We start from the raw sequence: 22,478 nt of genomic DNA on the forward strand, positions 1-22,478 counted from the left end.
CGTCTACAAATGCTAAAAAGACGAGGGAAACTGTTTATCTTAACACCGTCTTCTTATGCCATTCCTCATACGAAACAGAATCCACCAACCCATTCATCGACTGACGTTTTTCGCCGTTTGCGTACTCCGACTCATCGAAATATGGAATCGTCGTCGTTCGGCAACGGACATGAAATGGCGGCGCATTCGTTCCCGGCTTGTAATCTTTCACGTTATAAATCTTGCCGTCTTGGCTTCTACAAATATCCGATGTTCGCATATCGAGCGTGGCCAAAATCTCGTATTTCTCCATCCCTGCATCGCGATAGCTGTTTTGCGCAGCCAAATTGTGAAAGAAACTCGCTTCCGTCCTGACCAACGCTTCAGCGCGCGAGTATGCCACATCCGTCACTTTCACAATTTCTTTTGCTGTTTTGTCGATGGAACGGCCAATGATAAAGCTTTGTTCGAGCGACTTTCGAATGTTCTGCATCGTTTCTTGTTCATGTCCCCAAATTCGCTCGGAAAATTCTTTCCCACTCCAGTTATACGACATCACTTCACGCATCGTGCCGTCGTCGAGTATTTGCACATTGGCAGGTATACCAGCCATCGCAAAGTCGTACATAAAGTGATAGTACGAGTTTTGGTACACATCGACTAGCCCTGTGTAAACGTAGTCTTGCAAGCCATTTTTGCCGCCGTATAAATGCAGCATCGTCATTTCTATTTGCGCCAAAAGCAGCTCTAATCGCGAAATTCGAACGCGATAGCTAATCGCATTCAATAGATTTTCGTATTGCGGATTCCCTTCAAGCGCCATCGCGCGAAACCGAGCAAGGTCAACTTCCTTGAACGCTTCTATTTCTTGTGATGTTAGCAGCTTCCTTGCCTCATGTAACGAAATTTGATTATCTCTCGCATATCGAGCATAGAAGGATTCAATTTGCTGTAAAATATCGCGTTGCGCTTCTTTCAGTCGCTGCTGCATCTGCGCTAAATACTTCTCAACGATCAGCTGTGCTTCCTGTTCTCTTTGCGTCGCGCGTTGTTCCCAATATTGACGACTATTCATTTACGTTCCCATCTTTCTGTTGTTGCTGGAACGCTCCTTGATAGCCGTTGTACATCTGTTCTTGTTGCCGTTGCTTTTTCAATCGTTCTTCCACTTGTTCCGTATACCACGGATGGTTTTCACGAATTGTTTGGTCGTCGAGAATACCGACGGAAGCTTGGCAATTGGCGATGACCTCTGACTCATTAATGATGATATCGCGATTGAAAATGATCGAAATCGTCTCATTCGTGAAATCGCCCTTTCCTGTCATCAGCAAATATTGGTCAATGAACCAAATCAATTGCTCGAGGCTTGATTGAAACTCGGTTTCAAGGATGTTGCAATCCATATCCAAGTCAGAGTATCGGTATCTCAGCGCCACCCCACTTGCATTCCCCAAATTCTCATCCTGCGTATCGACGCCACGTCCGAATTCATAGATGACCTTGCGAATGCGCAATAACTCTTTTTCGACCGCATCTGTCTGTAAATCGGCTTGTAGCTTATCTACATCGCCGTTTTCGTCTAACTTCACCGCGCGATATCGGTTTAAATCGTTTAAAAATTCCTGTAAGTCAACACCGCCGTAATTTACAAGCTTGTAAATGAAATTCGGGATGTCTGCGAGTAAATCTGCATTTACAGAAGCTTGCAAGTTGTAATCGTCAATCAATGACTTGATACAATCAATGAGTGGCTGCTCCTCTTCATTGTACTTAAACGCAATTAACGGCATGCGCTCCCACAAATACGGCTTTTCGTTGATCATGAAATGATAGTTTGTTTCCACTCCAGCCAACACGTCTGGGACGAGTGAATCGGCTTGTAACACGTAATATTTAATGCCTTTTGGATGGTGATACTCCACTTTCTTTTGTTTTTGCTTTTGTGTGTTCGTGTACACCACTTCTTCATACACACGAATAAACGACACAATTTCTTCATGGTCGTTATCTTTCCAAAACGGGATAATTTGTTCGCTCGGAATCTTTTTAAACGCCAGCTCGCCCTTTTCATCAATGTACACATACAAAAAAGCGATCCCTTTATTGATCGCTTCTTTGCCGAGATTTTTAATCACTTTTAACAAACGCTTATCAAACATATCTTTCATGATTTTGCGGTATTCTTCGTTTTCTGTCGCAATAGTCGGCTCCTTTGAAAGCAAATAGCCAACCTTTTGATTGACGAGCTTCTTCACAAAATCATGAGCCAGCTTTTGATTCGAGCGCCATGTAATGTCTTGGTTTTTCTTTTCAATATCCATTTTTGTGCGATAGTATCGTTCTCCAAGAACCATAAGATTGCGCTTATCACTCGTTTCCCAGTCTTTCACTATCGCCGTCAAAAGCTGTTCATCTGTCATGATTCCTTTCGATAATTCCGAAAGCACTTGTTCATGCCAAGGCGCGCGAAATAAATCTTCAATCAGCACGCGATCACCTCCCTACTTCAAAATTGATACCGATGGTCGTTTCATATCGTCTTCGAATGCGTAACGGGTTGCTGCGATCGTATGGTCGTTCTTTTCTTCTAGACGCGGCTTCGGATTGCCGTCTGCATCCACTTGATAGTCAATCGACTCAAACTCTCTTGCAATGTTCGGCGTACGCTTCGGGTCAATGACAATCGCCTCTAAATCATCGAGCCATTTTTCGCCGTACTCCACGCTTCCGGGACCTTTTTTGGCGCCTTTAATTCGCAGGATGCCGTGTTCTTTCTTCATCTCATCCACCGACTTTGGCTCGGCGCTATCGGCGATAATCGGCTCTACGTGATAATTTTTCGCTTTAATTTTTTCAGCTGCTTCTCGATTCGACAGCTTCACGCCATAGATTTCATCGATGGCGTAGATGATTCGCCGTGTTTTATCGTAGTGCCAACGTACAAACGCAAACGGATCGACTCCATATCCCCAGTCAATGCCCTGGCGGATGTTATCAAACCGTTTAATTTCCTCATCAGTAATCGTTCGAAATACTAAATTATCGAACGGCACCACACCACTTCCAATCGGCTCGCCGAGATATTCATGGCGGTACTTCATCTCATTCGTTCGCTTCGTATGCTCGGCTTCTTCGATGAAATCTTTAGATAAAAATGGGTTATCGAGATACGTCGAATGGTGAACAAACGTGTTTTCAGGAATAAATTGCGTTTCGTACTTTTGGTTGACCCACGACTGTCTTCGCTTTGGCGGGTTATAGCTGTAAAAAAACGTGTACCGCAATCCGTCTGGAAGTTCTCCGCGCAGCACGGACTTTTCGATAACGGACACTTCTTCTTCCGTCTTGAACTCAGCGAGCTCCTCAATCCACATAACGGCCAACGGAAAGCGCGAGGCTTTAATCGATTTGATTTTTTGCGGATCATCAGCACCACGGAACAAAATACGGTTTCCTCGCGGTAGATACGTGATCCGCATTGGGTTCACGGTAATTTGAAAGTACTCGGTGACGCCCAATATTTCCATCGCTTCTTTCAACTGTTCCAACACCGAATCAGCGAGCGTGTTCCCGACTCGGCGCACAACCAGCGCTGTCACCGGGTACCGCATAACCAACAACAGCACCATCATTGCAATATGTGTAGACTTTGCACTGGCGCGGCCACCTTTCAACACGTAACGCAAATAGCGTTGTTCTTTGACCAACGCCCATACTTTTTGGAACGTAGGCGTGAAGACCTCGGACAATCTAATCTGCTTCATCTATCCCACCAACGTCGTCGATAATTTGAACGCCAAAATTCGCGTCGATTTGTTGGCGCTCCGTCCACATTGCGAAACGTTTGCCGAGAAGCTCGGCTGCTTTAATACGATCTTTAATATTCGGAGTATTTTCCACTAGTTCAAAAAAGTCTTTTCCTGCCATCGGTATTTGCTCCGTTTCTTCACCTCGAAGCACTTTTGTTAAAAACGCTAGTATCTCATCTTGCGAGGCGATACGTTCCTTGTCTTTTTCAGCCAATCGTTGCTGGATGTACTCTCTAATTGTAGTATTTTGTAGTAGCTTCGTTGTATTGCCTCTAGCGCTATATCCAGCCCTTTTTGCCGCCTCTTCTGCGTTGCCAAGTTCGATGTAGTAATCAGCGAATCTTTTTTGCTTTTCCGTCAACTTCCGCATCTACATCTCACCTACCTCCTCATTCGCACGATTTTTACTTAAAACACATATTTCCCCAACGCTAATCCGATAACTAGAAAAATTGTGACAAAAAAAATAACTAAACATATGGCAGGTGTTACAAAATCCAAACTCCCTTTGTCAAAGAAATGAAAAACCAAATAATCAATAGCTAGCCCGACAGCCAAAATGATAAGCAACACACACCAAAAAGGGATACTAACCAAAACTCTTCCCCTCACTTTCTTCGAATCGCCCCACGCACTCGTTTGTACGTATCGCGCCGAACGCCCATAATGTCGAGCCAGTCACGATGACTCAATCCTTTTCTTTTCTTCTTCGCCTTTAATTTCTTTATCTCATCATCTGATAAATGGTCACATAACTTATACATCCTCATCACCCCATGCATAAAATAAGTGCCTAGCGTTTGACTAGGCACTCAAGAAAAAAGGAGGACTTCACATATTAGTGGCATTTACACGACAAAAAAGCCTCATCCGCACATGCAGAAGAGGCTTTCTTTTATGCGTTTTTTAATTTTTCTTTCGGCTCGTTCAATCATGGTTTGAACACTACTCGATGAGATACAAAGATAATTCGCAATCTCGCTATATGTTAAGCAATATCCTCGCGACATAAGATACACTTCCCGTTCCCTCTTAGTCAACACGGATAGAGCATCTTCGATTCGCTCTCGGTCCCAACTCGTAATAACATCCTGTTTTTCATGATCATCCCACTCATATACCGGTTCACTGGAACGGAAATATTTTTGCATCAGTAACGGGTCAAAAAGTTTCTCGCGTTGATAAGCAGCTCTTCGTTCGATTCCTCTTTTGTGACCAGGATGTCGGCCGGTTGTAAGCCATTCAATGGAAAATTCCAGATCAGAGATCATTCCAGCAATAATTTTTTTATCTTCTTCAACCGCATTGTTGTACATTTTCCGTACCAATTTTAATGAATTTTTATATTCTTGGACAAGATCGTTCATACAGACGACCTCCTTCAAATAAAAAAGGACACCAAACAACGCTCAACGCGTCATTCAGTGTCCTCCAGTTGGCTGGTAGGCATCATTTAACCCCTTCTATTCCTAGTTCACTTATTGAAAAAGCTTTGGTCTCGAGCTCTCTATACTTTCTGAAAAATTCCTCTTCTATTCCAGTTAACACAGCAAAAAAACCTTCATCTACTCTTAGTTCATTCATTAAACTGGATACAGAGTAAATGTTTCTTTCAAAGAGTAGTCGCAAAATACTTCGAATTTTCATTGGTCTCTCAACAGGGATTTTATCGTCTAATGGTTCTAGGTATTTATATCCTTTTTTGTTTATCAACATGTAATAATAGCGATATTGCTGATAATCAATAATGTTTAATTTAAAAGCCCTTATTGCAATAGCTTGCAAAGAAACACTCCACTTCTGTTTTATATCAATATACGCATCAGGATTGGACAGCTTAAAAATTCCCTCACAATCCCTTTTGAAAGCTTCCTCTGGCAATAAAAATTCAGAGGCAAAGGTATATGCTTCCTCTTCAAGGAGATTATACGATTTCTTATCTTGCATTGTAAACTCCACTTTGTAGTGCAAGAGCAAATGCCCTAATTCATGTGCCAAATCAAAATTTCTTCTAGCTGCGGATTTTTTGACAGACCCTAGTATAATATACGGTCTATCGTCCTCTGTCCATAAACTGTAGGCATCAATTTTTTCCTCAAATTCTTTTTCGAGTATAAAAGCCCCAGCTTTCTCCAAACAGAATAATAAATTTTTGTTGGATTCTTTATCCAATCCGATCCTTTCACGAGCTAATTCGGCAATATACTTTATTTGTCTTCCTCTATCCATTCCTGGATTTTCTTTTAAAAACTTAATTACATCTCTTCTCAATTCTAAGAGCACATTTTTCGGATAGCTAATCTTTCTCTCGATCTTTTTTAAGAATGCATCGATAAACCTGACATGCATTAATTCGCTCTGAGATCTGTTTAGCGAGTTAATTGTTTCTGATCTGTATGCGATATGTTGTATTTTAATGTTGCCCATATCCAATTTATACAAAAGATCAGGTTTATAAAAATAAGTCGCTTTTACATTAAAAACCTTTTTTAATTCGTTTACAACTTCCAACTTTGGAGAAGAATATCCATTTTCATATTGCCAAATAGCCTGTTCAGTTACACCAACCTTTTCCGCTAGCTGTCTTCTACTCAAGTTGTGAAGGATTCTTATATTGGTTAGGCTCTCACCAACGAACACAGGCTATCCCCCCTATCTTGGGATTAATTTTCCTTCTCTTCTGAGTCATCTAATACAATTCCAAAGACATGTGCATCTAAACCTTCCTCTAAAACATTATCGTTTATTAGAATGTTCTTTAATTCGTCGTCTATACTAATTGTATGCGTTCCGTTAATGTATTTTGTCAAGTCTTCGATTAAATATGCTTTATTATTTGCAGGATTAGGCATCCATAATCTAATTTGTTCAATTTGTTGATTTTCATCAATTTTGTACGTAACAATATAAAACCTCTTATATATAGACTTTAATTTAACAATTTCTTTTTTCACGTCTTCGTTTAAATGGCTGTCTTCTATTAGCTGAAGTTCGAGTTGTGTAGAATTCCCTTGTTCTAAAGGAACTTCCTTAAAATCAATTTCTGAGTTAATTTGCATTAACTCTTCCATATAAGATATCTTTTTGTTACGTGTCCGCCCTAATGCATCTTTCCCCCGATCGACTTGTTCTGGATTAAAATATCTTGCATTTTTAACAATAAACAACATCGCTTCACTATCATTCTTAAACTGTAAGTATTGCCATGTTAAACCGGCTTTAGCTATCTTACTTTCAACTCCATACGGTTCGCATGCTATAGCCACATGGTGATCGATGTGGTTTCCTTTGACCCACGCATAAGCGCCACTCACTTTTAGCGTTCTAGCTTTTTCACGTCGAACCTCTAAATAATCCCGATAACCTTCAAAAATCCCATCTACAATTTTCTGATTCAACTCTCTTGACAAAGCATACTCCTTCATTTATCAAATCCCCCATATTCTTTGAACAGTATCACTTAAATTTTATTAAAGAAAATATGATTTGTATATGATTTTATTAAAGTTTTTTGTTTTTTCTCTCTATAGATTAAAACTCCTCTCCCTCGTCAAACTTCACCCTTTTCACTTTTCCTTGATGCGTAATAATTTTCGTTTCCCCAAATGTCGGCAACTCAGCTATTTTAGCCTTTCCATCACAAACGACAATCGCAAACGTTCCTTTTAATTCCATTATATCAATTTCTAGCTTTTTTGTACTAAGATTAATTTTTAGTTCTTTTAATCTCATGAACAGTTCCTCCTCTTAAGCTAATCGGGAGCAGTTTTGGCTGCTCCCTTTTTGACTAAGCAATAATGACAAGTTTTCCGTTCTCAATAAGCTCTTTAAGTTCTTGCTGCAGATAATTTTTGATGTTGTTCATCGCATCAAGTTTCCATTTGCCGCCGTCGGCTTCAAATAAAGCGCAGCGTGGCCCACTCTGCATTCGGAAAATAAACTCACTCTCTGGTTGATCCACTTCCACAAACGTGCGGTATGGCCTCAACACAACCGGATTCGGAACCTTGACGTTTGCTACTGTGGCAACACCTGTTTTTGCAACCACAGCTTGAGAAACCCCATCGTCGCCAATCGTACTTACCATTTCTTCTTTGATGTTACCGACGACTTTCAACATGATATCGCGATCTTCGTTTTTTACAAAGCATGACTGTAGCTTGATGTTGAAAGTTTCCGTATCATACCAGCGATCGAAATCGAATACCGGAATCATTGCTTCGGCTTTAATGTACTCGCTACGGTTGCAATCCGCATTCAACTGACTAAACGCTATAACGGCTGTTGGACTGCTAACGTGAATCATTAGACGCTCGTATTCATCGAAGTTCGATTTCAAATAATCCACTAACCCCGAAAGGCTACGGACACGAATAGCTTCTGCTGTCGGCTCCTCGATCAAATGCAACTTTTGACTCGAGAACGTCTGTCCATTTTCATAAAACATTTCCGGCTTTCCTAATCCAACAATGTACTGAAGTGCTTCTTTAATCATTTTTCATTCCTCCCAGATTGGTAGTTTTTTATTTTAAGACAACAATTTTGTTGCCTTTGTCATCGGAAATTTCGCCATCTTCATCGATATAGGTTTGACCTTTAATACCGGATTTCAATTCAGCTCCTGTGATTCGACCTTTGCTGTCGTAATCCATCACAAGCTTTGTTTCGATTGGCGTTGCTGGAACAAGCGTTGATTTCGCAGTGACACTCACCATTGCAAGGTCACGTTTTTCATCTGCTTTTAAAGTGACCGTCAATGTCACTTTTCTCGCTTTTTTTGGATCCGTATTCGGGTCTGCGATGTTTTCAAGCACCTTTTGCAACTCTTGATTGAATCGCTCAGCAACTGCACCATCAGCAAAATTGTTTAAATCAATAATGCTTTTCATTGGTTGTCCTCCTATTATTTTGAAATTTTATTTAAAGCTTCTTGTTGAAACTTTGTTAACTCGGCTTGTCCATGTAAAGCCCGCGCAATTTGGGCTAACACAAACGCATCGCGGACGTTGTCGCTGTTGTGTTCGAATCCCCATCGCTTGTAAATCGGCAATACCAATTCATCTTTCTTGGTATTTCCTTTGCCTGTGGCAAATTTCTTGACCGAAGACGGCGGAACCTCATAGTAATTCAATCTTGCTTTGACTAGCTCTGCTCGGAGAATCCAGCCGATACCGTACTGAACACTAACCGCAGCGCCCCTTGAACTGTAGGAAAAGCCTTCAATGCAAATAACATCCTGATTAGTTATGTGACTCATAATCGTATTAACAATGTCTATAAATCTATGTGGGGCCCTCTTCTCTTCCGATACGATCTCTACGGCTGTATGTACCTTGTTGTCTTCGATAATGACGAGCCCTGTTTTTGTTGATGGGTCAATGCCAACAAATCTCACAAACCGCCACCCCTTCGTTAATCATTACACTGGCGTCGTCGGTGAGCCTACCACGCCTGTTGAGTGTTTATCAATTTCAGTATCCATTCCCCTCACCTCTCCATACGCTTCATTTTCCCTTCTGAGGCGTTTTTCTCGCTGTTCGGTATTTCCTATTACCCTAGCAAGAAAAACGCCGTATGGGCTAAAATTTGAAGTTTACGAGCGTGTTTGACTCATCTCCCTACCAATCTTGCAACGCAACGCGATATACATCCGTTCCAATTCCGCAAGTGGCAATTCGTATAACTGTCGACCGTCTGGTGCTTCGTAAACCTCATGGTCAATGAGAAAGTCGATAAGATACTCTTTGCGTTCTTGGACTAGTTTTTGTTTGGTTGCTGCTTCTTTGAGAACTGCCATCATCCACTCACCTCCATCTTCAATCGTTCTTTCGCTTCATTAAGCCTTTTTCTAAACTCAGCCCTCGCCTCTTCGGCTCGCTGTCTTGCGATTTGCGCGCACTCGCAATCACAAGGAGTGTAAGAAAATGCTCCTGGTATCACTTCTTTGAGCGAATATCCTTTTCCAAAACACTTTTGACACATCACTTTTCACCCTCTTTTTTGTAATCGAAAATCTTCTCCTTCTACTTCAAGGAGATACGAACCGCATTGTCCTATCAATCTACTTGCCGCAGCATATCCGATTTTTTCGCTCAATGTTCCACGGTCTTCGTTAGAGTTGAACACGATTGGCTTTTGCTTTCTATAGCGTTCATTGATGATTTGGTAGTACAACGCTTCTTTCGCTTCCGACCATTTCGCTTTGCCGATGTCATCCCAGACAAGAACGTCTGCATGGATCGCGCTGTATAGAAGCCGGTTCAACGTATCCCCTTCATCGTTCATCATTTTTGCTTGAATCAACTCGTCCATGAATATGACATCTGAAACGATGAGTACGTTGAATCCATCCTTGATGAGCCGTTTGGCCAACGCGATTTGCAAATGAGTTTTGCCGACGCCGAAGTTGTTGTGCTTCTGCTTCATCGGTGCACGTTCATGATGCGGAAGCTCTCGCAATCGCTGTTCACCAACGACTGCGATAAAGCCAAGATTGTGTTTCGCGATCACTTTTTCTCCGCCGTCCTTCTTGAACTCGTTCATATATTCAAGCGTCGTATCATACATGGATTGTTGATACGGTGTTGATCTCTTGAAATTCTCGAAATTCGCGTGCACAAATTCCTCTGGAATGAGCGCCTGCTTGAATCTGCGTCTCCAAGCTTTCCGTTCCCTGCAATCACAAAAACTTGCAAACTCATATCCTCGTTCATCTTGCTTGATAACTAACTCCGTATCTTTGCAAACAGGGCACTCATGATCCTCCCCATGCTCGTCTGGCTGCTTCGGCTTCTCGGAGGACTTGTTCATATGACTTGCCGCCTTCTTTTGCAGATCGGCCAACACCTCGGCGATGCTTGCGAACCGTGCCATCGGTATCCCCCTTTTCTAAATCTTCAATAGTTCGAATCCCTTGCTTTCTCCATCTGTTCAATTTGTTATACACAAACTTCCATGTCTTACCGTTTCCGCGCGCTGCATCTTTAATAGCTTCTGCGATCATCTCTTCTGGATTGGTAAAACCAAAATTATCAATCACGTCCTGAATATCCTCACGTAAAAATTCTGTGATGTCGTCTTTCTCCAAGATTTTGCTCTTTTGCAGAAGATCTAAAATTTTGTCCACGGTATTTTCATCATCCTCTTTATCTTTATTTAAATTTTTATTTATATTATTTATTTCTTGGTAAGCGAATTCGCTTACTGTAGTGTCAGCAATTTCGCTTACTCTAGAGTAAGCAATTTCGCTTACTGTACTTTCTTTCGCTGACTGTAAGTGCCAAGTGTCATAATCCTTGTTAAACGCCAACTTTCTTGGCTTCGAATAAGTGCCTTCCTCAGTAACGATGATGATGTTGCTTTCAATTAACTTGTCTAACTCTTGCTTTAATCGTTGCTTATGCACGCCAGTAGCTTCAGCAAGAAAGTTTAAAGACATCGCATGATCTTTACGATTAAACCCATAAGTATATCGCCATATCACGAAAATCAATCGAAACTGAGTTGGGCTGAGCTTGGTCAGCGCCAGATGTTCTAAGATTTCGTTTGCAATTTTGGTATATCCGTTCTCAAGCTGTACGTCTGCCAAGCTCAACACCTCCTATTTCTTGATACAAATAACATATGAACCCTCAACCCTAACGGGCTTTAGATTAGGATGGCTGCTTTTGACATATCCCTTGATGTACTCGATGTAGAGCTTCTTGTTGCTCCCAGCCATCCATTTGTAGCAGTGTGGAATGCTTACTCTATATTCCACAGGTTTCATATCAATCTAAGTTCCCTTGTTCGAATTCATCGAATGAGAACTGAAGGTTTTCTGGGTCGAACGATTCTTGTTTTTGTACAGCGGACTGTCTAGTTTGATGTTCCATATCAATAAACTTTGACAGAGCTACAAGTTGCTGGAGCGTTAGCTCATTTGGCTTTTTGTTAAAATGCTTCACAATGAGTTGTTTCAAATCATCTTTTGTCATACCGTATTGCTGCAGTTTTGCATGAATTTCATCCCAGCGTTTTTTCGTTTCAGCTTCCGGGTCAATGAATTCATCATCATTTACTTCAACAACGTTCGTATTAGGAGTAATATCAATTCGTTGACGCGGTTCATAAGAAGCTGTTGTATCTAATGTGTTTCCAGAGACGGGCTCATCCTCCGCGATTTCAATGCCATATTGAAGTTTGGCTGCGCGTTTCATGAGATGCTTTTTAAACATGTCATTGAACCATTCTTTCCACATATGAGCATTTCGACCTTTTAACATATGCTCGACTTCATTTACTTCCATAATGACGATCACGTCGTCAAAACCTTCACGTTTTGCGATTGCGTAACCGCCTACTACCTTTCCTCGAGGAAAACCAATTTCATGTGTGATTTCTTTTGTTTTCGCATTGAATTTGAATTCGTCGTTTTCATGAACAAGCTGGCATTCTATGCCTTTATAACCTTCTGTCCGGCGTGCTAAGTAAAGGATTCCTTCAACAGCGATTTGAATGCTCATTGTCGGACCTTCTTTACCGTTATAAACAATGCAATGAATATGATTCAGAAACGGATTCAGTCCTGAGTTGACACAAGTTTGAACAAACAGCGCAAACTGTTCATTTGTTGTTCCGCGTGCGATTGTAGCTTTTAACGTGTCCAATTCTGTTTGCGTGAAATTGCCGACTACAACTTGAGTATTGACTGGAGCTAATTGTGTCTGTTTACTCATTTACAACTTCCTCCTTCAAAGAAACGTTTTTAATTTCAAAATCTGTATCAACAACCCGGGCCACAATAAGTTGTCCGGACGGTTTAGCGAAAGAAAGAATGCTTTCCGCATTGTCTACAAACGTTGGGGCAATAACGCCAGACTGTTTACTAAGAACCTCAATCAATTCAAGGCCACATTTGATTTTTTCAGCCGTTGACAGTTTGCTGTAAGGTTTGCCATCCATTTCGATTTCGAATGTATCTCTGAGCTCTCCATTCTTCTGTTCCTCATAAAGACGAACAGAAATTTTCTCAAACAGCTTGTCTACTTTTTGAACCATGAGCTCTGCTTGTTTAGAACGGAATTCTTTGACCGCATCGATTAGCGAGAGAGAATCATTTCGTTCCTGGCGAATAATTTCAAGTTGTTGTTTAGATGATTCAATTTCTTGTTTTAACTGTTCAACTTGTGAGTGTTGCTGAATTTGTCCCTTCAATTCAAGAATCCGTGCATCAATTTCAGTCGTATCAATCGGCTGTACTTCAACAACCGGCAATTGTTTTAGTTGCTCTATCAAAGTGTTATATTGCTCAACCATCAGTTTGCCGATTTCCACTTCCTTTTTCAAACGGGCTGTTTTGTTTGCTTTCACTTTTTCGATTGCTTCATCATTCAACGGTTGACCGCATGTATGGCAATTCTCCTGGATTGTCTCTGCTTGAATTTGTGCAGCAATCTCTTTCTGGCGAAGAATATTTTGTTTTACCACTTGAATGTCTTTTTCCAAACCAGCACGCTTGAGTTGAATCTCACGCTGCGGAAGTAAATGTTCATCCATTTTGAAACGTTTTTCTTGTAGAGACTTTAGTTCAGCTTGTAGAGCAGAAATATCGGAAATGTTCTCCCTGAACTTTTCTAATTGTTCTGTAAGGGTTCTGACGCGTTCGCTCGCTCTCACATATTCGGTATCTCGTTTCCGATAGCGTTCACGGTGAATTTTTTCGATGTCATCCAAAGAGTGTTTTTTAAGTTGCGTTTCCAACTCATTTGCTCTAATTTTGCTCATAGCAGCAAGAACTTCTTTATTCAGTGGCTCACTCACGTATTGAAGTAATTGTTTACGCTGTTCTTGCCAATGCTGGGTGAAAAAAAATATTGGATTGAAAAGAGATAAAAACAAATCTTTATCAAATAGAGAAACTACCAACTCGTTAAACTTCGTTGCTTTCTCCGGAACTTCGTTGATGTAATACTTTGCCGTTTTCTTTTGAGAGCGACCAAGAAGAATTTGTTTATCATCAACTTGCAAGAGTAACTCAACTTTCGTTTCTGCATCGTCTTCACCGATCGGCTTCGGCTCCAATTTGTTCCCCATGATGTCCGTTCCGTAAAGTAACCAAGTGATAGCATCGCCAATTGAAGACTTTCCAGCACCATTTCGGCCTTGAATATTTGTAATGTCACCAAACTCAATTTCCAACGTTGCATGATTTTTAAAATTTGCTAACGACATTTTTTTGAAGGTAATCACCATTGCTCATTAATCTCCTCTCTATTGATTTCATAAGGCGATTCCTGTACTATGTAAGTAACTGCTCAAAGTAAGGAATCACCTTTTTCCGAAACGTCTCACTCCGCCAAGTGAGGCGTTTTTCATTCTCCAGCTGTTTTTGCGAAGCCGATTTCCGCGCAAAAATCATATGCGCAATCACGGCTTTCATGGAGCATCTCGCCGCCTGGCAATTCGATGATTTCGTCTCCTTCATAGATCTCATGGCCGCATCCGGCGCAGTAGCCAACCACACGCGCATGTTGTGGATCTCGTATCGGATGACGGTCGGATATCATGAAGTTTTCAACCACTCTGCTTCACCTCGCTTTTGTCTGAGCATTTGACGCCTTTTCATCACCGCTTTCCGACTTCTGCCGAGTGCTTCAGCAATCTCATCAGCCGTTTTCCTTCCGTAGTGTTCCAGCAAGTATCGGTCTTCGTCGTCCGTCCACTTGCGCTTTACTCCACGCCCTTGCGGTAGTTTCACTCGTTTCGGCTGCTGCTTCTCGCCGTCAAGTTTTTTGCCTATTATTCGAATCTGTCGCCCGAGTGGGCACGTTCCGCATACGTGAATACCGATATTCACCGTGCCGATATGCTCGCACCCGTCGCATCGATCCAGCAATTTTGAGAGTTGTAGCCGCAATCTTTTTTTCTGCTCGCGTGTCATGTCCACACCTCCTTTCGCATAGTATGTAGTAGATGTGCTAGCGCACATCGTCAAGCGCAAGAACGCTGAACGGGGGATGGGTGACTCTCAGCGCTCCTGCACCTGACGACAGGCACTAGACCTGCCGTATGGTCGTGTTGTACAATAGATATGTGCGTGTTAGGCTAGCGTTGCCGCGCTGGCCGTTTTTCTTGTTGTAGCTCACGCAACCTTTGTTTCATTCGGTACTCAAACACCATGATGTGGAACGGATTGTTCCGCATCACCTCACAAACTCTCCGAATCTCTGAAACTTTCATTAAACGAGTAGTGAAGAAACGTACACTCATCACTCATTCCCCTTTCTTGCTACAACTGCAATATCAATCCCTTTCTCACGCAGCGTTTCCACGATTTTCACCAATTCATCGTGCCGTTCTTTCCGTTTGATAAGCTCGTCCAAATCTCGCTTGCAGCGAAGGAATTCCTCCGCCCATTTCTCTGCTTCGTCAAAGCGACCGTGTATCAATTCCAACCTTGCTTGTAATAAACACAATGCGCCGAAATTGACCAGCTTCTTCGCCAAGTGACGGTCTTTTTCTAATACGTTCATTGCTTCATCTCCTCTCGGAGTCGAAGCCCGAACCGTTCAGGATACTTCTTGATTGCTTCAAGCACCGTTCCTAACGTCACAACGTTTTCGTGCAGTAACCCTTTATCGTCATCGAATGTTACTTCCGTAATAATGTTGCGATCCAAATCCAACACACTCACAACGTATAGTGGTGGTACAGCGTCAAATTCCAAAATGGACGATTGAATGATTTGCGGTTGTTTATAGAGCGCATTTACATGGTTACGTACAAACACCGGAAGCTCATCGAACGAGATACGTTTAATTTTCATTGTTATCCCCCTTCATTTCTTGCTCTTTCTGCTTTCTGCGCTTTTCATTTTCCTTGACCATCCGAATATAAATTTCGATAAAGTTATCTAGCGCTTCTTTTGACGGTTCTTTCCGTTCGCCTACGCACCGCACGACTACTTCTGGCGGCTTCATCGTTCTTTTTCGTTTTTTCACGTTGACCATCTCCTTTGTAGGAGATGTATGCGACGAATCATCGTGTACAACATTCTGAATTTCCGACATTTTATTTCCCTCCTGTCAGTTTGTAGGAATTCCCTCCCTTCGTGTCGAATAGTGGCGGAGAAGGGAGGTGAGACCGTGTTAAAAAACATAGACCCTGAAAAATTTGCTTTAGCTGTTATTAGCTCAGTCTCCACAAATGGCGACTCTCCAGAAACTATTGCGAAAGAAAAACTAAAACTATACGTTGCTGCGTTTGAAGAAGCAGTAAATTACAACAAAACGGTTATTGCAGAAAACAAAGGACAAGCCTTAAAGGAGTTTTACAGCAGTAAATAGAACTTTTACTCTTCATAATGGGAGAGGATGATCTTTGCGATAACGTAAAGGTCTTCTTCGTCCCATCCTTTTTCGTAGGCGAATTGCAAAAGTTCTTTTGCTTTTGTGAGCGTTTCGTTCGGTAGTTTAATCATGTCTTTCATTCCCTCTCACCTCACCGATATGAGTTGCATCGCCGCAATCACAAAAGCTAATTCCCTTCGATCAGACCGTTCGATGAAGTGTTCTGCTTCATCAACGGTCCAGCCTAAATGTTCAACAAACTGGGCGACAAGCTTCTTTTGTAACGAAACGTTAACTCTCACTAACCACCCCTCCTTTTGCTCCGAGTTAACTGATTTCAACTTCCACAAAAAGAGTGCAGCGTGCGCTGTGCTCTTTTTCAATTTCGAGTAGTTGCTCGACAATCCGTTTTGCTTCTTCCACGTTTGAGCAAGATAGTTTTACTTTTACTTCCATTCCCCTCACCCCCTTTCACGCGGTTTGTTATTTCAGGATTTTCCTCCTCCTTGTCGAATGGTGACAATGAAAGGAGGTGAATAAGTTGATAACTTTTGCCGAAGTAAAATGCTACAATTGTGAAAATTCTTTCCCTGTTTACTGGAACAACTGGGAAAAGAACTTGCCTATCCGTTGCCCTTTTTGTATTGCTAGTTTTAATGAAAAATTTACAGAAATGCTTAAACATTCGTTAGGTACAGTAAACGAATTAAACAAAGAGCTTAGAAGTCGTCACAGCGACGGGTCTCACGACTTGTTCCAAGTCGATTTCAAACATGTATACGTTCCAATCGATAAATATCGCTTAGATGATTAAACAACTCATACGCTTGATATTTATTGAGATCGTTACGCAATAACACTTCTTTGATTTCCTCTACGACTTTTTCGTAACGGTCTCTCCCCAACGCAATTTGTAATTCTTGTTTAGCGTGCTTGATTGAACAAAGTGCTTGCTCAAGCTGTTCCATTGTCATTGTCCTCCCCCCCTTTCACGCCGTTTGCTCGTCCCTCTCGATAAGAGGAAGAATGCCAAGTTTGTTTTTCAACATTTCATAGATGAATAAGCGCCCTTTTTGTGTCCAATACGTGTGCATTTTGCTCGTTTCTGAATCAATCGTGTGCGTTTTACTTTGCGTGTATCCTTTGTCTTGGTACTTGGAGTAAAGCAACCAGCAATCTCCTTGTTTGTATTGAATGCCGAGCTGATGCAACAGTTGGTTCATTTTCATCGCGCTCATGCCGTAGTCTTTCGCAATTTTACTAATCGAAATGAGCGATTTGTTTTGCAGGATTAAATCGTAATAAGTCGCTTTCGGCTGCAATTCTTTGATGATTTGGTCTTTCTGTGCGTTTTGCAGTTGCAATTGCTCGTTTCGCTCCACTTGCTCAACTAACTGCAACAGCGCCTCTTTGTACGTCGTCGGCAACTTGAACGGCTGTTTCTGCTTCTCCAGCTCCGCACGCATGCGCTTAAACTCCTCGATGAACCGCACCTTCATTTTCATTGCCTCTGGCGTCGTGTACGACATCGCTACCAACGTGAACGCTTCTTCGGTGAGAAGAAATCTCTTGTACTCTCTACCGCGTTCGTTCGTGTAAGTTGACTCCCCAAAGTTGAGGAGTGAAAATTCATGTTCTCCAGCTTCCTTAAGTTTTTCAATTTGCACCTCAATGTCACGCAAAACATGGTCATGGCGTTTTCCAAACACTTCTGCGACCGTTAGGCTGTCTGTTACAACACGATTGCTTTCGATGAAAACTAACTGATTCATCGCGTTCCTCCTTTATGCGGTTTGTTCTTTCTTCAACAACAACCGAAACGTCTCTCGCCCTTTCGGCGTGATAAGCGTCTGCACATCAGCTCGTCCATTTCGCTCCCATTCCTTCAACTCAAACAGCTCTGGGACATATGCCGCGTATGGCTTGAGTTTGTTTTTCTGGTCACGATAGACGAATTTATTTTTCAGCAACCAGTCGATGAAGAAGCGTTCTTTAACCTGCAACTCTTTTGCCGTGTCGCGGAAATTCGTCAGCAAGTTCCGATCAACCAGCGCGTCGAAATACTCGACTTTCGGTTTCATCGCGGCAATCTGTTCGTTTTGCTTGCGGACTGTTTCCAGCACCCCGCGGAACATTAGCTTCGTTTGGTCATCGGCAAACGGAAGATACGTATTGATAAACATGTCCTCGTTCGCCACGTAGCCGCCTGTTCGACGGATGGTTGGGAGGACTTCGTCAAATATCCACTTTTCAAATTCCTCCGCCTTTTGTCTGATTTCCGAATTTTTACTTTGATCGGCTGCTTTAATGATCAAACGGTATATATCTCCTTCTGGGATAACTTTCACCGTTTGTTCTCCACCGTTAGTAAGGATGCGGTAAGTTACCGCCCCCTTGCAGTGGCTTGAAATTGCTTCGTGCGGCCGGCTGTACCCCAATGCTTTTGCAACGTCATTACCAACAGCATGTGGATTGTTGTTAATCTCGACGAACCGAACATCACCAAACATTTCATGATTGAAAACTTGTAACTGATTCATCGCGTTCCTCCTTTTGTTCCCTTTTGGTAACGTTAGTTTCTAAATAAAAGAGCTCATCAAAAGTGGCTCCTTCAAAAGCGTTCAACAGTTTAGCGATAAATTCATTTCCTGGCTCTCTCTTTTTTCTAAGAACCCTGTATACTGTGACGTATGCAACTCCCATTTTTTCCGCGAGATCTTTTTCATCCCAGTTATTATTCCGCATATATTCTCTTAATTTCCTAAAATTAATCTTAATACGCACCGCAATATCTCACCTCCTATCATTACATTTCCTTTTGGTAATTAAAATATACCACATACATTACCTTTTGGCAACACTTATTTCAAAAAAATCTTTCTTTTCTTTTTTACCTAGTGGTAATATCGTTTTAGAACATTACCAATTGGTAAAGGTGGGGATATATTATGGATGCAAAACAGTTCGGTAGCTACATCCGTGCATTACGTACAAAAAAGGGGTTTACAGTCAATCAATTAGCACTCTATTCAGGTGTAAGCTCTGCTCAAATATCACGAATTGAAAATGGACTAAGAGGGATTCCTAAACCTGAAACAATCAAAAAGTTATCCGAAGCGTTAGGTCATTCTTATGAAAATCTAATGCAAGCCGCTGGCTACATCGATGACAATACAAAAACAGATCTCCCCGCCCTCACCGAGAAAGACGAACGTGACATCCAGAAGGAATTAGAGAACATCATCAAAGGACTCAAGACAGGAAACGGCTTTGCCGCATTCGGCGGAATGGATATTGATGAGATGGATGAGGAAGATCGGGAACTGCTGGTTGCTTCGTTAGAAAATTCCCTTCGACTTGCGAAACGAATTGCTAAAGAGAAATTTACTCCAAAAAAACATAGAAAAGAATAAGTTTTTCAGGGGGAGCGCTTAATGGCTAATCAGATAAAACAGATAGTAGAAAAATTAGTCAAAAAGCATGGCACAAATAACCCCTTTGAGATTGCATCACAGAAAGGAATTGTGCTTTTGTTTGAACAATTGGGAGGAATATATGGCTACCATCATAGCTTTAAACGAATAAACATTATCCACATTAATTCAGAGTTGGATGAATCCATGCAACGTTTTGTTTGCGCGCACGAGCTAGGGCATGCAGTTTTACATCCCGAACTAAGTACGTCATTTTTGCGAAAAAACACTCTCTTTTGTATGGACAAAGTGGAAAGGGAAGCAAATGAGTTTGCAGTGGAACTGCTTCTCCCAGATGATTGTATTTATACATATCGAAATACTGATATGACCATTTATGAAGTTGCGACAACGTATGGAATACCTAAAGAGGTGGTTCATTTGAAGAGGGAGTTAAAAATTTAAAAGAGCAACGCAAATGGTTGCTCTTTTTCACTTTTAAGTTAAAATTTTTGAAGGAAATCACCTTTTTTTATAGAAAAACCTATAATAAGTAATACTAACAGGGGGAATAATGATGGAAAAGAAAACTTACTATGCAAATAATGTACAAATGGCTCTGCAATTATACGATATGGTCATGGAGTTTTCTATTTTAAACCCTGATAACACCAAAGAGGACACCGTCAGAATCTTTATGAGTCCACAACATGCCAAAGTTTTTGCACATCTTTTATTGGATCATGTTCGTATTTATGAAGAGACATTTGGTTCTATCCCTAATCCACCTTCTCCAGAACAATTGCAAGAACTCCAAGAAAGAGGGATAATTAATCTTAGAGAAGGGGATGCAAAAAATTAATGCAGGAAAAGCATTCATCTTCAACAGCGAGTATTTATATATTTGATACTAAGGATCCATACGGTAAACGAGTGTTTTTGGAGAAGGCTCGTTTCGAAGAGCATATATTGGATCATCACCCAGAGATGAAGGGGAACGAGCATGCCATGAAAGAAACGGTTGAAAATCCTCATCTCATCATCCAAAGCAAACAGAACCCTAATCGCTGGTTGTATGTTGGGAAAAGCGATATGGCTACCTACCCACTTTTAAATATAAAAACAGTGGTTGACCATACTTCAACGGAATATGGATATGTAGTCACAGGACTATTCCAAAAGAAAATTAACGCGGAAAAGGAGGGAACGGTCATTTATGAAAGAACCAGTGAAAATTCACTATGATGAAGAATGTGATGTTTTGTATATTTCGTTTGGGGAACCGCGCCCTTCCTACGCAGAAGATTTTGAAGATGGGGTATACATTCGGTATGACATGGAAACAGATGCGCTAACAGGCGTAACTATTTTAGATTTCTCGAAAAGAAAAAATGAACTTAAAAATATGCCTTGGCCGTTTACATTCCCAACCGAAAGTGTAAATGAAGTGGTTCACTAATCGTTTTTCTCTTATAAAGCGCTCAATACGGGCGCTCTATTTTTGTTAGCATAGTTCTGTAATTTGTTTTTCGCAAGGAGGCTCAACCGAAATGAAAGTCGCCATTTATGTTCGAGTGAGTACAGACGAACAAGCGAAAGAGGGGTTTTCCATCCCAGCGCAACGGGAACGGCTGCGGGCATTTTGTGCAAGCCAAGGCTGGGAGATTGTGCAGGAGTATATCGAAGAAGGATGGTCTGCCAAAGACTTAGAGCGACCGCAAATGCGGCAATTGCTTAAAGATATCAAGAAAGGGAACATCGACATCATATTAGTTTATCGGTTAGACCGCTTAACACGGTCGGTGTTGGACTTATATTTGTTGCTCCAGACGTTTGAAAAATACAACGTGGCGTTTCGTTCAGCAACCGAGGTATATGACACTTCCACGGCAATGGGAAGGCTATTTATTACGCTTGTGGCTGCGCTTGCGCAATGGGAGCGCGAAAACCTTGCCGAGCGCGTGAAATTTGGTATCGAACAAATGATTGACGAGGGGAAAAAGCCTGGCGGACATTCCCCATATGGTTACAAATTCGATAAAGACTTTAATTGTACGATTGTCGAAGAGGAAGCGAAGACGGTTCAAATGATATATCGGTTGTATTGCGATGGCTATGGATATCGAGGCATTGCCGATCGACTAAATGAATTAGGAATCAAGCCGCGCATTGCGAAGGAATGGAATCATAATTCTATACGCGACATTTTAATGAACGACATCTATATTGGTACGTATAGATGGGGAAATAAAGTCGTCCAGAACAATCATCCGCCGATTATTAGCGAAACGCTATTTAAAAAAGCACAAAAAGAAAGAGAAAAAAGAGAGGTAGACCGAACGAGAGTTGGAAAGTTTATTTTTACCGGTCTTTTGCATTGTGGAAATTGCAACGGGCATAAGATGCAAGGTTTCTTTGATAAGCGTGAACAAAAAACGTATTATCGATGTTTAAAGTGTAACCGAATTACACACGAGAAGAATATTTTAGAGTCATTGCTCACGGAAGTTCAATTGCTCATCACATCGAAAGAATATTTTATGTCGAAGTTTTCTAATCAATATGATGAGCCATCACCAGTAGATGTTTCCGCTTTAACAAAAGAGCTGGAAAAGATAAAACGACAAAAAGAAAAATGGTATGATTTATATATGGACGATGAGAACCCGATCCCAAAAGAGGAGCTATTCGCAAAAATTAATGAATTAAACGAGAAAGAAAAAGAAATTTACGAAACATTGAGTGAATGTGAATTAGAGGAAAAAGAGTCCATTGAGGAGAAATATAATCGAATAAGCAAGATGACCGATTTTAAACAGCAATTCGAACAAGCAGACGATTTCACGAAAAAAGAACTTCTCTTTAGCATTTTCGAAAGAATTGTAATGTATCGGGAGAAAGGGAAAGGGAAAAAGCTAACGCTCGATTACACATTGAAGTAAACC

At 41.4% G+C, this 22,478-nt stretch carries 37 protein-coding genes; 7 read left to right on the forward strand and 30 right to left on the reverse strand.

All coding sequences use genetic code 11. From position 1 onward, the window contains the following. Positions 1-34 precede the first annotated feature (34 nt). The 23 genes from CS060_RS04290 to CS060_RS04400 form a co-directional block, all read right to left on the reverse strand. Entirely contained in the window at positions 35-1,054 is a 1,020-nt protein-coding gene (locus CS060_RS04290; protein ID WP_231563740.1) for a minor capsid protein, read from the reverse strand. Beyond that, the gene (locus CS060_RS04295; protein WP_035050399.1) at positions 1,047-2,471 is read right to left on the reverse strand and encodes a phage portal protein; all 1,425 of its coding nucleotides are present in this window, start codon (positions 2,469-2,471) and stop codon (positions 1,047-1,049) included. The genes CS060_RS04290 and CS060_RS04295 overlap by 8 nt, the downstream gene beginning before the upstream one ends. Positions 2,472-2,483: 12 nt before the next feature. Then, the gene (locus CS060_RS04300) at positions 2,484-3,746 is read right to left on the reverse strand and encodes a PBSX family phage terminase large subunit (protein ID WP_035050401.1); all 1,263 of its coding nucleotides are present in this window, start codon (positions 3,744-3,746) and stop codon (positions 2,484-2,486) included. Next, on the reverse strand, positions 3,733-4,161 hold the full coding sequence (locus tag CS060_RS04305) for a terminase small subunit (RefSeq protein WP_035050402.1): 429 nt from the start codon (positions 4,159-4,161) through the stop codon (positions 3,733-3,735). Before CS060_RS04305 ends, CS060_RS04300 begins: the two co-directional genes overlap by 14 nt. Before the next feature lie 238 nt (positions 4,162-4,399). Further along, complete coding sequence (locus CS060_RS14090; RefSeq protein ID WP_019417346.1) at positions 4,400-4,555, reverse strand: hypothetical protein; 156 nt, start codon at positions 4,553-4,555, stop codon at positions 4,400-4,402. 102 nt (positions 4,556-4,657) lie between these two features. Beyond that, entirely contained in the window at positions 4,658-5,158 is a 501-nt protein-coding gene (locus CS060_RS04315) for a sigma-70 family RNA polymerase sigma factor (protein ID WP_035050405.1), read from the reverse strand. 82 nt (positions 5,159-5,240) lie between these two features. Continuing rightward, on the reverse strand, positions 5,241-6,431 hold the full coding sequence (locus tag CS060_RS04320; protein ID WP_035050409.1) for a spr1629 family repressor/antitoxin: 1,191 nt from the start codon (positions 6,429-6,431) through the stop codon (positions 5,241-5,243). Positions 6,432-6,454: 23 nt separating this feature from the next. After that, positions 6,455-7,216 (reverse strand): spr1630 family ClpXP-sensitive toxin, encoded by a 762-nt coding sequence (locus CS060_RS04325; RefSeq protein WP_035050412.1) that lies wholly within the window; start codon positions 7,214-7,216, stop codon positions 6,455-6,457. Between the two features lie 106 nt (positions 7,217-7,322). Continuing rightward, the gene (locus tag CS060_RS04330; protein WP_035050414.1) at positions 7,323-7,523 is read right to left on the reverse strand and encodes an XtrA/YqaO family protein; all 201 of its coding nucleotides are present in this window, start codon (positions 7,521-7,523) and stop codon (positions 7,323-7,325) included. A 55-nt stretch (positions 7,524-7,578) separates the two neighbouring features. Then, positions 7,579-8,286: a hypothetical protein gene (locus CS060_RS04335; protein ID WP_035050417.1), complete on the reverse strand. Its 708-nt coding sequence runs from the start codon at positions 8,284-8,286 to the stop codon at positions 7,579-7,581. A 28-nt stretch (positions 8,287-8,314) separates the two neighbouring features. Next, positions 8,315-8,680: a hypothetical protein gene (locus CS060_RS04340; RefSeq protein WP_035050421.1), complete on the reverse strand. Its 366-nt coding sequence runs from the start codon at positions 8,678-8,680 to the stop codon at positions 8,315-8,317. A gap of 14 nt (positions 8,681-8,694) precedes the next feature. Continuing rightward, the gene (locus CS060_RS04345) at positions 8,695-9,186 is read right to left on the reverse strand and encodes a hypothetical protein (RefSeq protein WP_035050424.1); all 492 of its coding nucleotides are present in this window, start codon (positions 9,184-9,186) and stop codon (positions 8,695-8,697) included. Between the two features lie 198 nt (positions 9,187-9,384). Continuing rightward, positions 9,385-9,591: a Fur-regulated basic protein FbpA gene (locus tag CS060_RS04350; protein ID WP_035050426.1), complete on the reverse strand. Its 207-nt coding sequence runs from the start codon at positions 9,589-9,591 to the stop codon at positions 9,385-9,387. A gap of 188 nt (positions 9,592-9,779) precedes the next feature. Beyond that, positions 9,780-10,601 (reverse strand): ATP-binding protein, encoded by an 822-nt coding sequence (locus CS060_RS04360; RefSeq protein WP_035050431.1) that lies wholly within the window; start codon positions 10,599-10,601, stop codon positions 9,780-9,782. Beyond that, positions 10,546-11,379, reverse strand: coding sequence for a replication protein (locus CS060_RS04365; protein ID WP_052025656.1), 834 nt, complete (start codon positions 11,377-11,379; stop codon positions 10,546-10,548). The genes CS060_RS04360 and CS060_RS04365 overlap by 56 nt, the downstream gene beginning before the upstream one ends. A 181-nt stretch (positions 11,380-11,560) precedes the next feature. After that, positions 11,561-12,508, reverse strand: a complete 948-nt coding sequence (locus tag CS060_RS04370) for a RecT family recombinase (RefSeq protein WP_099668720.1) — start codon at positions 12,506-12,508, stop codon at positions 11,561-11,563. Beyond that, the gene (locus CS060_RS04375; protein ID WP_099668721.1) at positions 12,501-14,024 is read right to left on the reverse strand and encodes an SMC family ATPase; all 1,524 of its coding nucleotides are present in this window, start codon (positions 14,022-14,024) and stop codon (positions 12,501-12,503) included. Before CS060_RS04375 ends, CS060_RS04370 begins: the two co-directional genes overlap by 8 nt. Positions 14,025-14,143: 119 nt before the next feature. After that, positions 14,144-14,353, reverse strand: coding sequence for a hypothetical protein (locus CS060_RS04380; RefSeq protein ID WP_035050441.1), 210 nt, complete (start codon positions 14,351-14,353; stop codon positions 14,144-14,146). Next, entirely contained in the window at positions 14,335-14,712 is a 378-nt protein-coding gene (locus tag CS060_RS04385) for an SANT/Myb-like DNA-binding domain-containing protein (protein WP_035050443.1), read from the reverse strand. The genes CS060_RS04380 and CS060_RS04385 overlap by 19 nt, the downstream gene beginning before the upstream one ends. 164 nt (positions 14,713-14,876) lie before the next feature. Beyond that, entirely contained in the window at positions 14,877-15,041 is a 165-nt protein-coding gene (locus tag CS060_RS14095) for a hypothetical protein (protein ID WP_180271054.1), read from the reverse strand. Then, positions 15,041-15,304 (reverse strand): hypothetical protein, encoded by a 264-nt coding sequence (locus CS060_RS04390; protein ID WP_035050445.1) that lies wholly within the window; start codon positions 15,302-15,304, stop codon positions 15,041-15,043. The genes CS060_RS14095 and CS060_RS04390 overlap by 1 nt, the downstream gene beginning before the upstream one ends. Continuing rightward, positions 15,301-15,597, reverse strand: a complete 297-nt coding sequence (locus CS060_RS04395) for a hypothetical protein (protein ID WP_033018278.1) — start codon at positions 15,595-15,597, stop codon at positions 15,301-15,303. The genes CS060_RS04390 and CS060_RS04395 overlap by 4 nt, the downstream gene beginning before the upstream one ends. Next, complete coding sequence (locus tag CS060_RS04400) at positions 15,587-15,841, reverse strand: hypothetical protein (protein ID WP_231563744.1); 255 nt, start codon at positions 15,839-15,841, stop codon at positions 15,587-15,589. The genes CS060_RS04395 and CS060_RS04400 overlap by 11 nt, the downstream gene beginning before the upstream one ends. Before the next feature lie 75 nt (positions 15,842-15,916). On the opposite strand from CS060_RS04400, the gene CS060_RS04405 reads away from it, so the two are divergent. Then, positions 15,917-16,117 carry a hypothetical protein gene (locus CS060_RS04405; protein WP_035050448.1) on the forward strand — a complete coding sequence of 67 codons (201 nt, stop codon included), beginning with the start codon at positions 15,917-15,919 and terminating at the stop codon, positions 16,115-16,117. Positions 16,118-16,122: 5 nt separating this feature from the next. On the opposite strand, the gene CS060_RS14100 is transcribed toward CS060_RS04405, so the two are convergent. From CS060_RS14100 to CS060_RS04425, 7 genes are all read right to left on the reverse strand, one after another. After that, positions 16,123-16,260, reverse strand: a complete 138-nt coding sequence (locus CS060_RS14100) for a hypothetical protein (protein ID WP_180271055.1) — start codon at positions 16,258-16,260, stop codon at positions 16,123-16,125. A gap of 6 nt (positions 16,261-16,266) precedes the next feature. Next, positions 16,267-16,422: a hypothetical protein gene (locus CS060_RS14105; protein ID WP_180271056.1), complete on the reverse strand. Its 156-nt coding sequence runs from the start codon at positions 16,420-16,422 to the stop codon at positions 16,267-16,269. A 25-nt stretch (positions 16,423-16,447) separates the two neighbouring features. After that, a complete protein-coding gene (locus tag CS060_RS14285; protein WP_255350590.1) occupies positions 16,448-16,576 on the reverse strand; it encodes a hypothetical protein in 129 nt (42 codons plus the stop codon). Positions 16,577-16,887: 311 nt separating this feature from the next. Further along, the gene (locus tag CS060_RS04410) at positions 16,888-17,094 is read right to left on the reverse strand and encodes a hypothetical protein (RefSeq protein ID WP_035050450.1); all 207 of its coding nucleotides are present in this window, start codon (positions 17,092-17,094) and stop codon (positions 16,888-16,890) included. A gap of 15 nt (positions 17,095-17,109) precedes the next feature. Then, entirely contained in the window at positions 17,110-17,892 is a 783-nt protein-coding gene (locus CS060_RS04415) for a Rha family transcriptional regulator (protein ID WP_035050452.1), read from the reverse strand. Positions 17,893-17,904: 12 nt separating this feature from the next. Beyond that, positions 17,905-18,660 carry a phage antirepressor KilAC domain-containing protein gene (locus tag CS060_RS04420; RefSeq protein ID WP_099668722.1) on the reverse strand — a complete coding sequence of 252 codons (756 nt, stop codon included), beginning with the start codon at positions 18,658-18,660 and terminating at the stop codon, positions 17,905-17,907. Next, positions 18,632-18,904 carry a helix-turn-helix domain-containing protein gene (locus CS060_RS04425; RefSeq protein ID WP_231563760.1) on the reverse strand — a complete coding sequence of 91 codons (273 nt, stop codon included), beginning with the start codon at positions 18,902-18,904 and terminating at the stop codon, positions 18,632-18,634. The genes CS060_RS04420 and CS060_RS04425 overlap by 29 nt, the downstream gene beginning before the upstream one ends. 164 nt (positions 18,905-19,068) lie before the next feature. Here CS060_RS04425 and CS060_RS04430 point away from each other — a divergent pair, with 164 nt between their 5' ends. The 6 genes from CS060_RS04430 to CS060_RS04455 all read left to right on the forward strand — a co-directional run bounded on the left by CS060_RS04430 (position 19,069) and on the right by CS060_RS04455 (position 22,475). After that, complete coding sequence (locus CS060_RS04430; protein WP_035047885.1) at positions 19,069-19,533, forward strand: helix-turn-helix domain-containing protein; 465 nt, start codon at positions 19,069-19,071, stop codon at positions 19,531-19,533. Positions 19,534-19,554: 21 nt separating this feature from the next. Continuing rightward, entirely contained in the window at positions 19,555-19,998 is a 444-nt protein-coding gene (locus CS060_RS04435; protein WP_035047889.1) for an ImmA/IrrE family metallo-endopeptidase, read from the forward strand. A 112-nt stretch (positions 19,999-20,110) separates the two neighbouring features. Further along, positions 20,111-20,395 (forward strand): DUF3467 domain-containing protein, encoded by a 285-nt coding sequence (locus tag CS060_RS04440; protein ID WP_035047892.1) that lies wholly within the window; start codon positions 20,111-20,113, stop codon positions 20,393-20,395. Beyond that, a complete protein-coding gene (locus tag CS060_RS04445; protein ID WP_035047895.1) occupies positions 20,395-20,778 on the forward strand; it encodes a hypothetical protein in 384 nt (127 codons plus the stop codon). The genes CS060_RS04440 and CS060_RS04445 overlap by 1 nt, the downstream gene beginning before the upstream one ends. Further along, complete coding sequence (locus CS060_RS04450) at positions 20,750-20,992, forward strand: DUF2283 domain-containing protein (protein WP_035047899.1); 243 nt, start codon at positions 20,750-20,752, stop codon at positions 20,990-20,992. The genes CS060_RS04445 and CS060_RS04450 overlap by 29 nt, the downstream gene beginning before the upstream one ends. A 91-nt stretch (positions 20,993-21,083) precedes the next feature. Continuing rightward, on the forward strand, positions 21,084-22,475 hold the full coding sequence (locus CS060_RS04455; RefSeq protein WP_099668724.1) for a recombinase family protein: 1,392 nt from the start codon (positions 21,084-21,086) through the stop codon (positions 22,473-22,475). The last annotated feature ends 3 nt before the right edge of the window (positions 22,476-22,478 follow it).

The organism is Anoxybacillus flavithermus (assembly GCF_002742685.1).
In the GTDB taxonomy this organism is placed as follows: domain Bacteria; phylum Bacillota; class Bacilli; order Bacillales; family Anoxybacillaceae; genus Anoxybacillus; species Anoxybacillus flavithermus_E.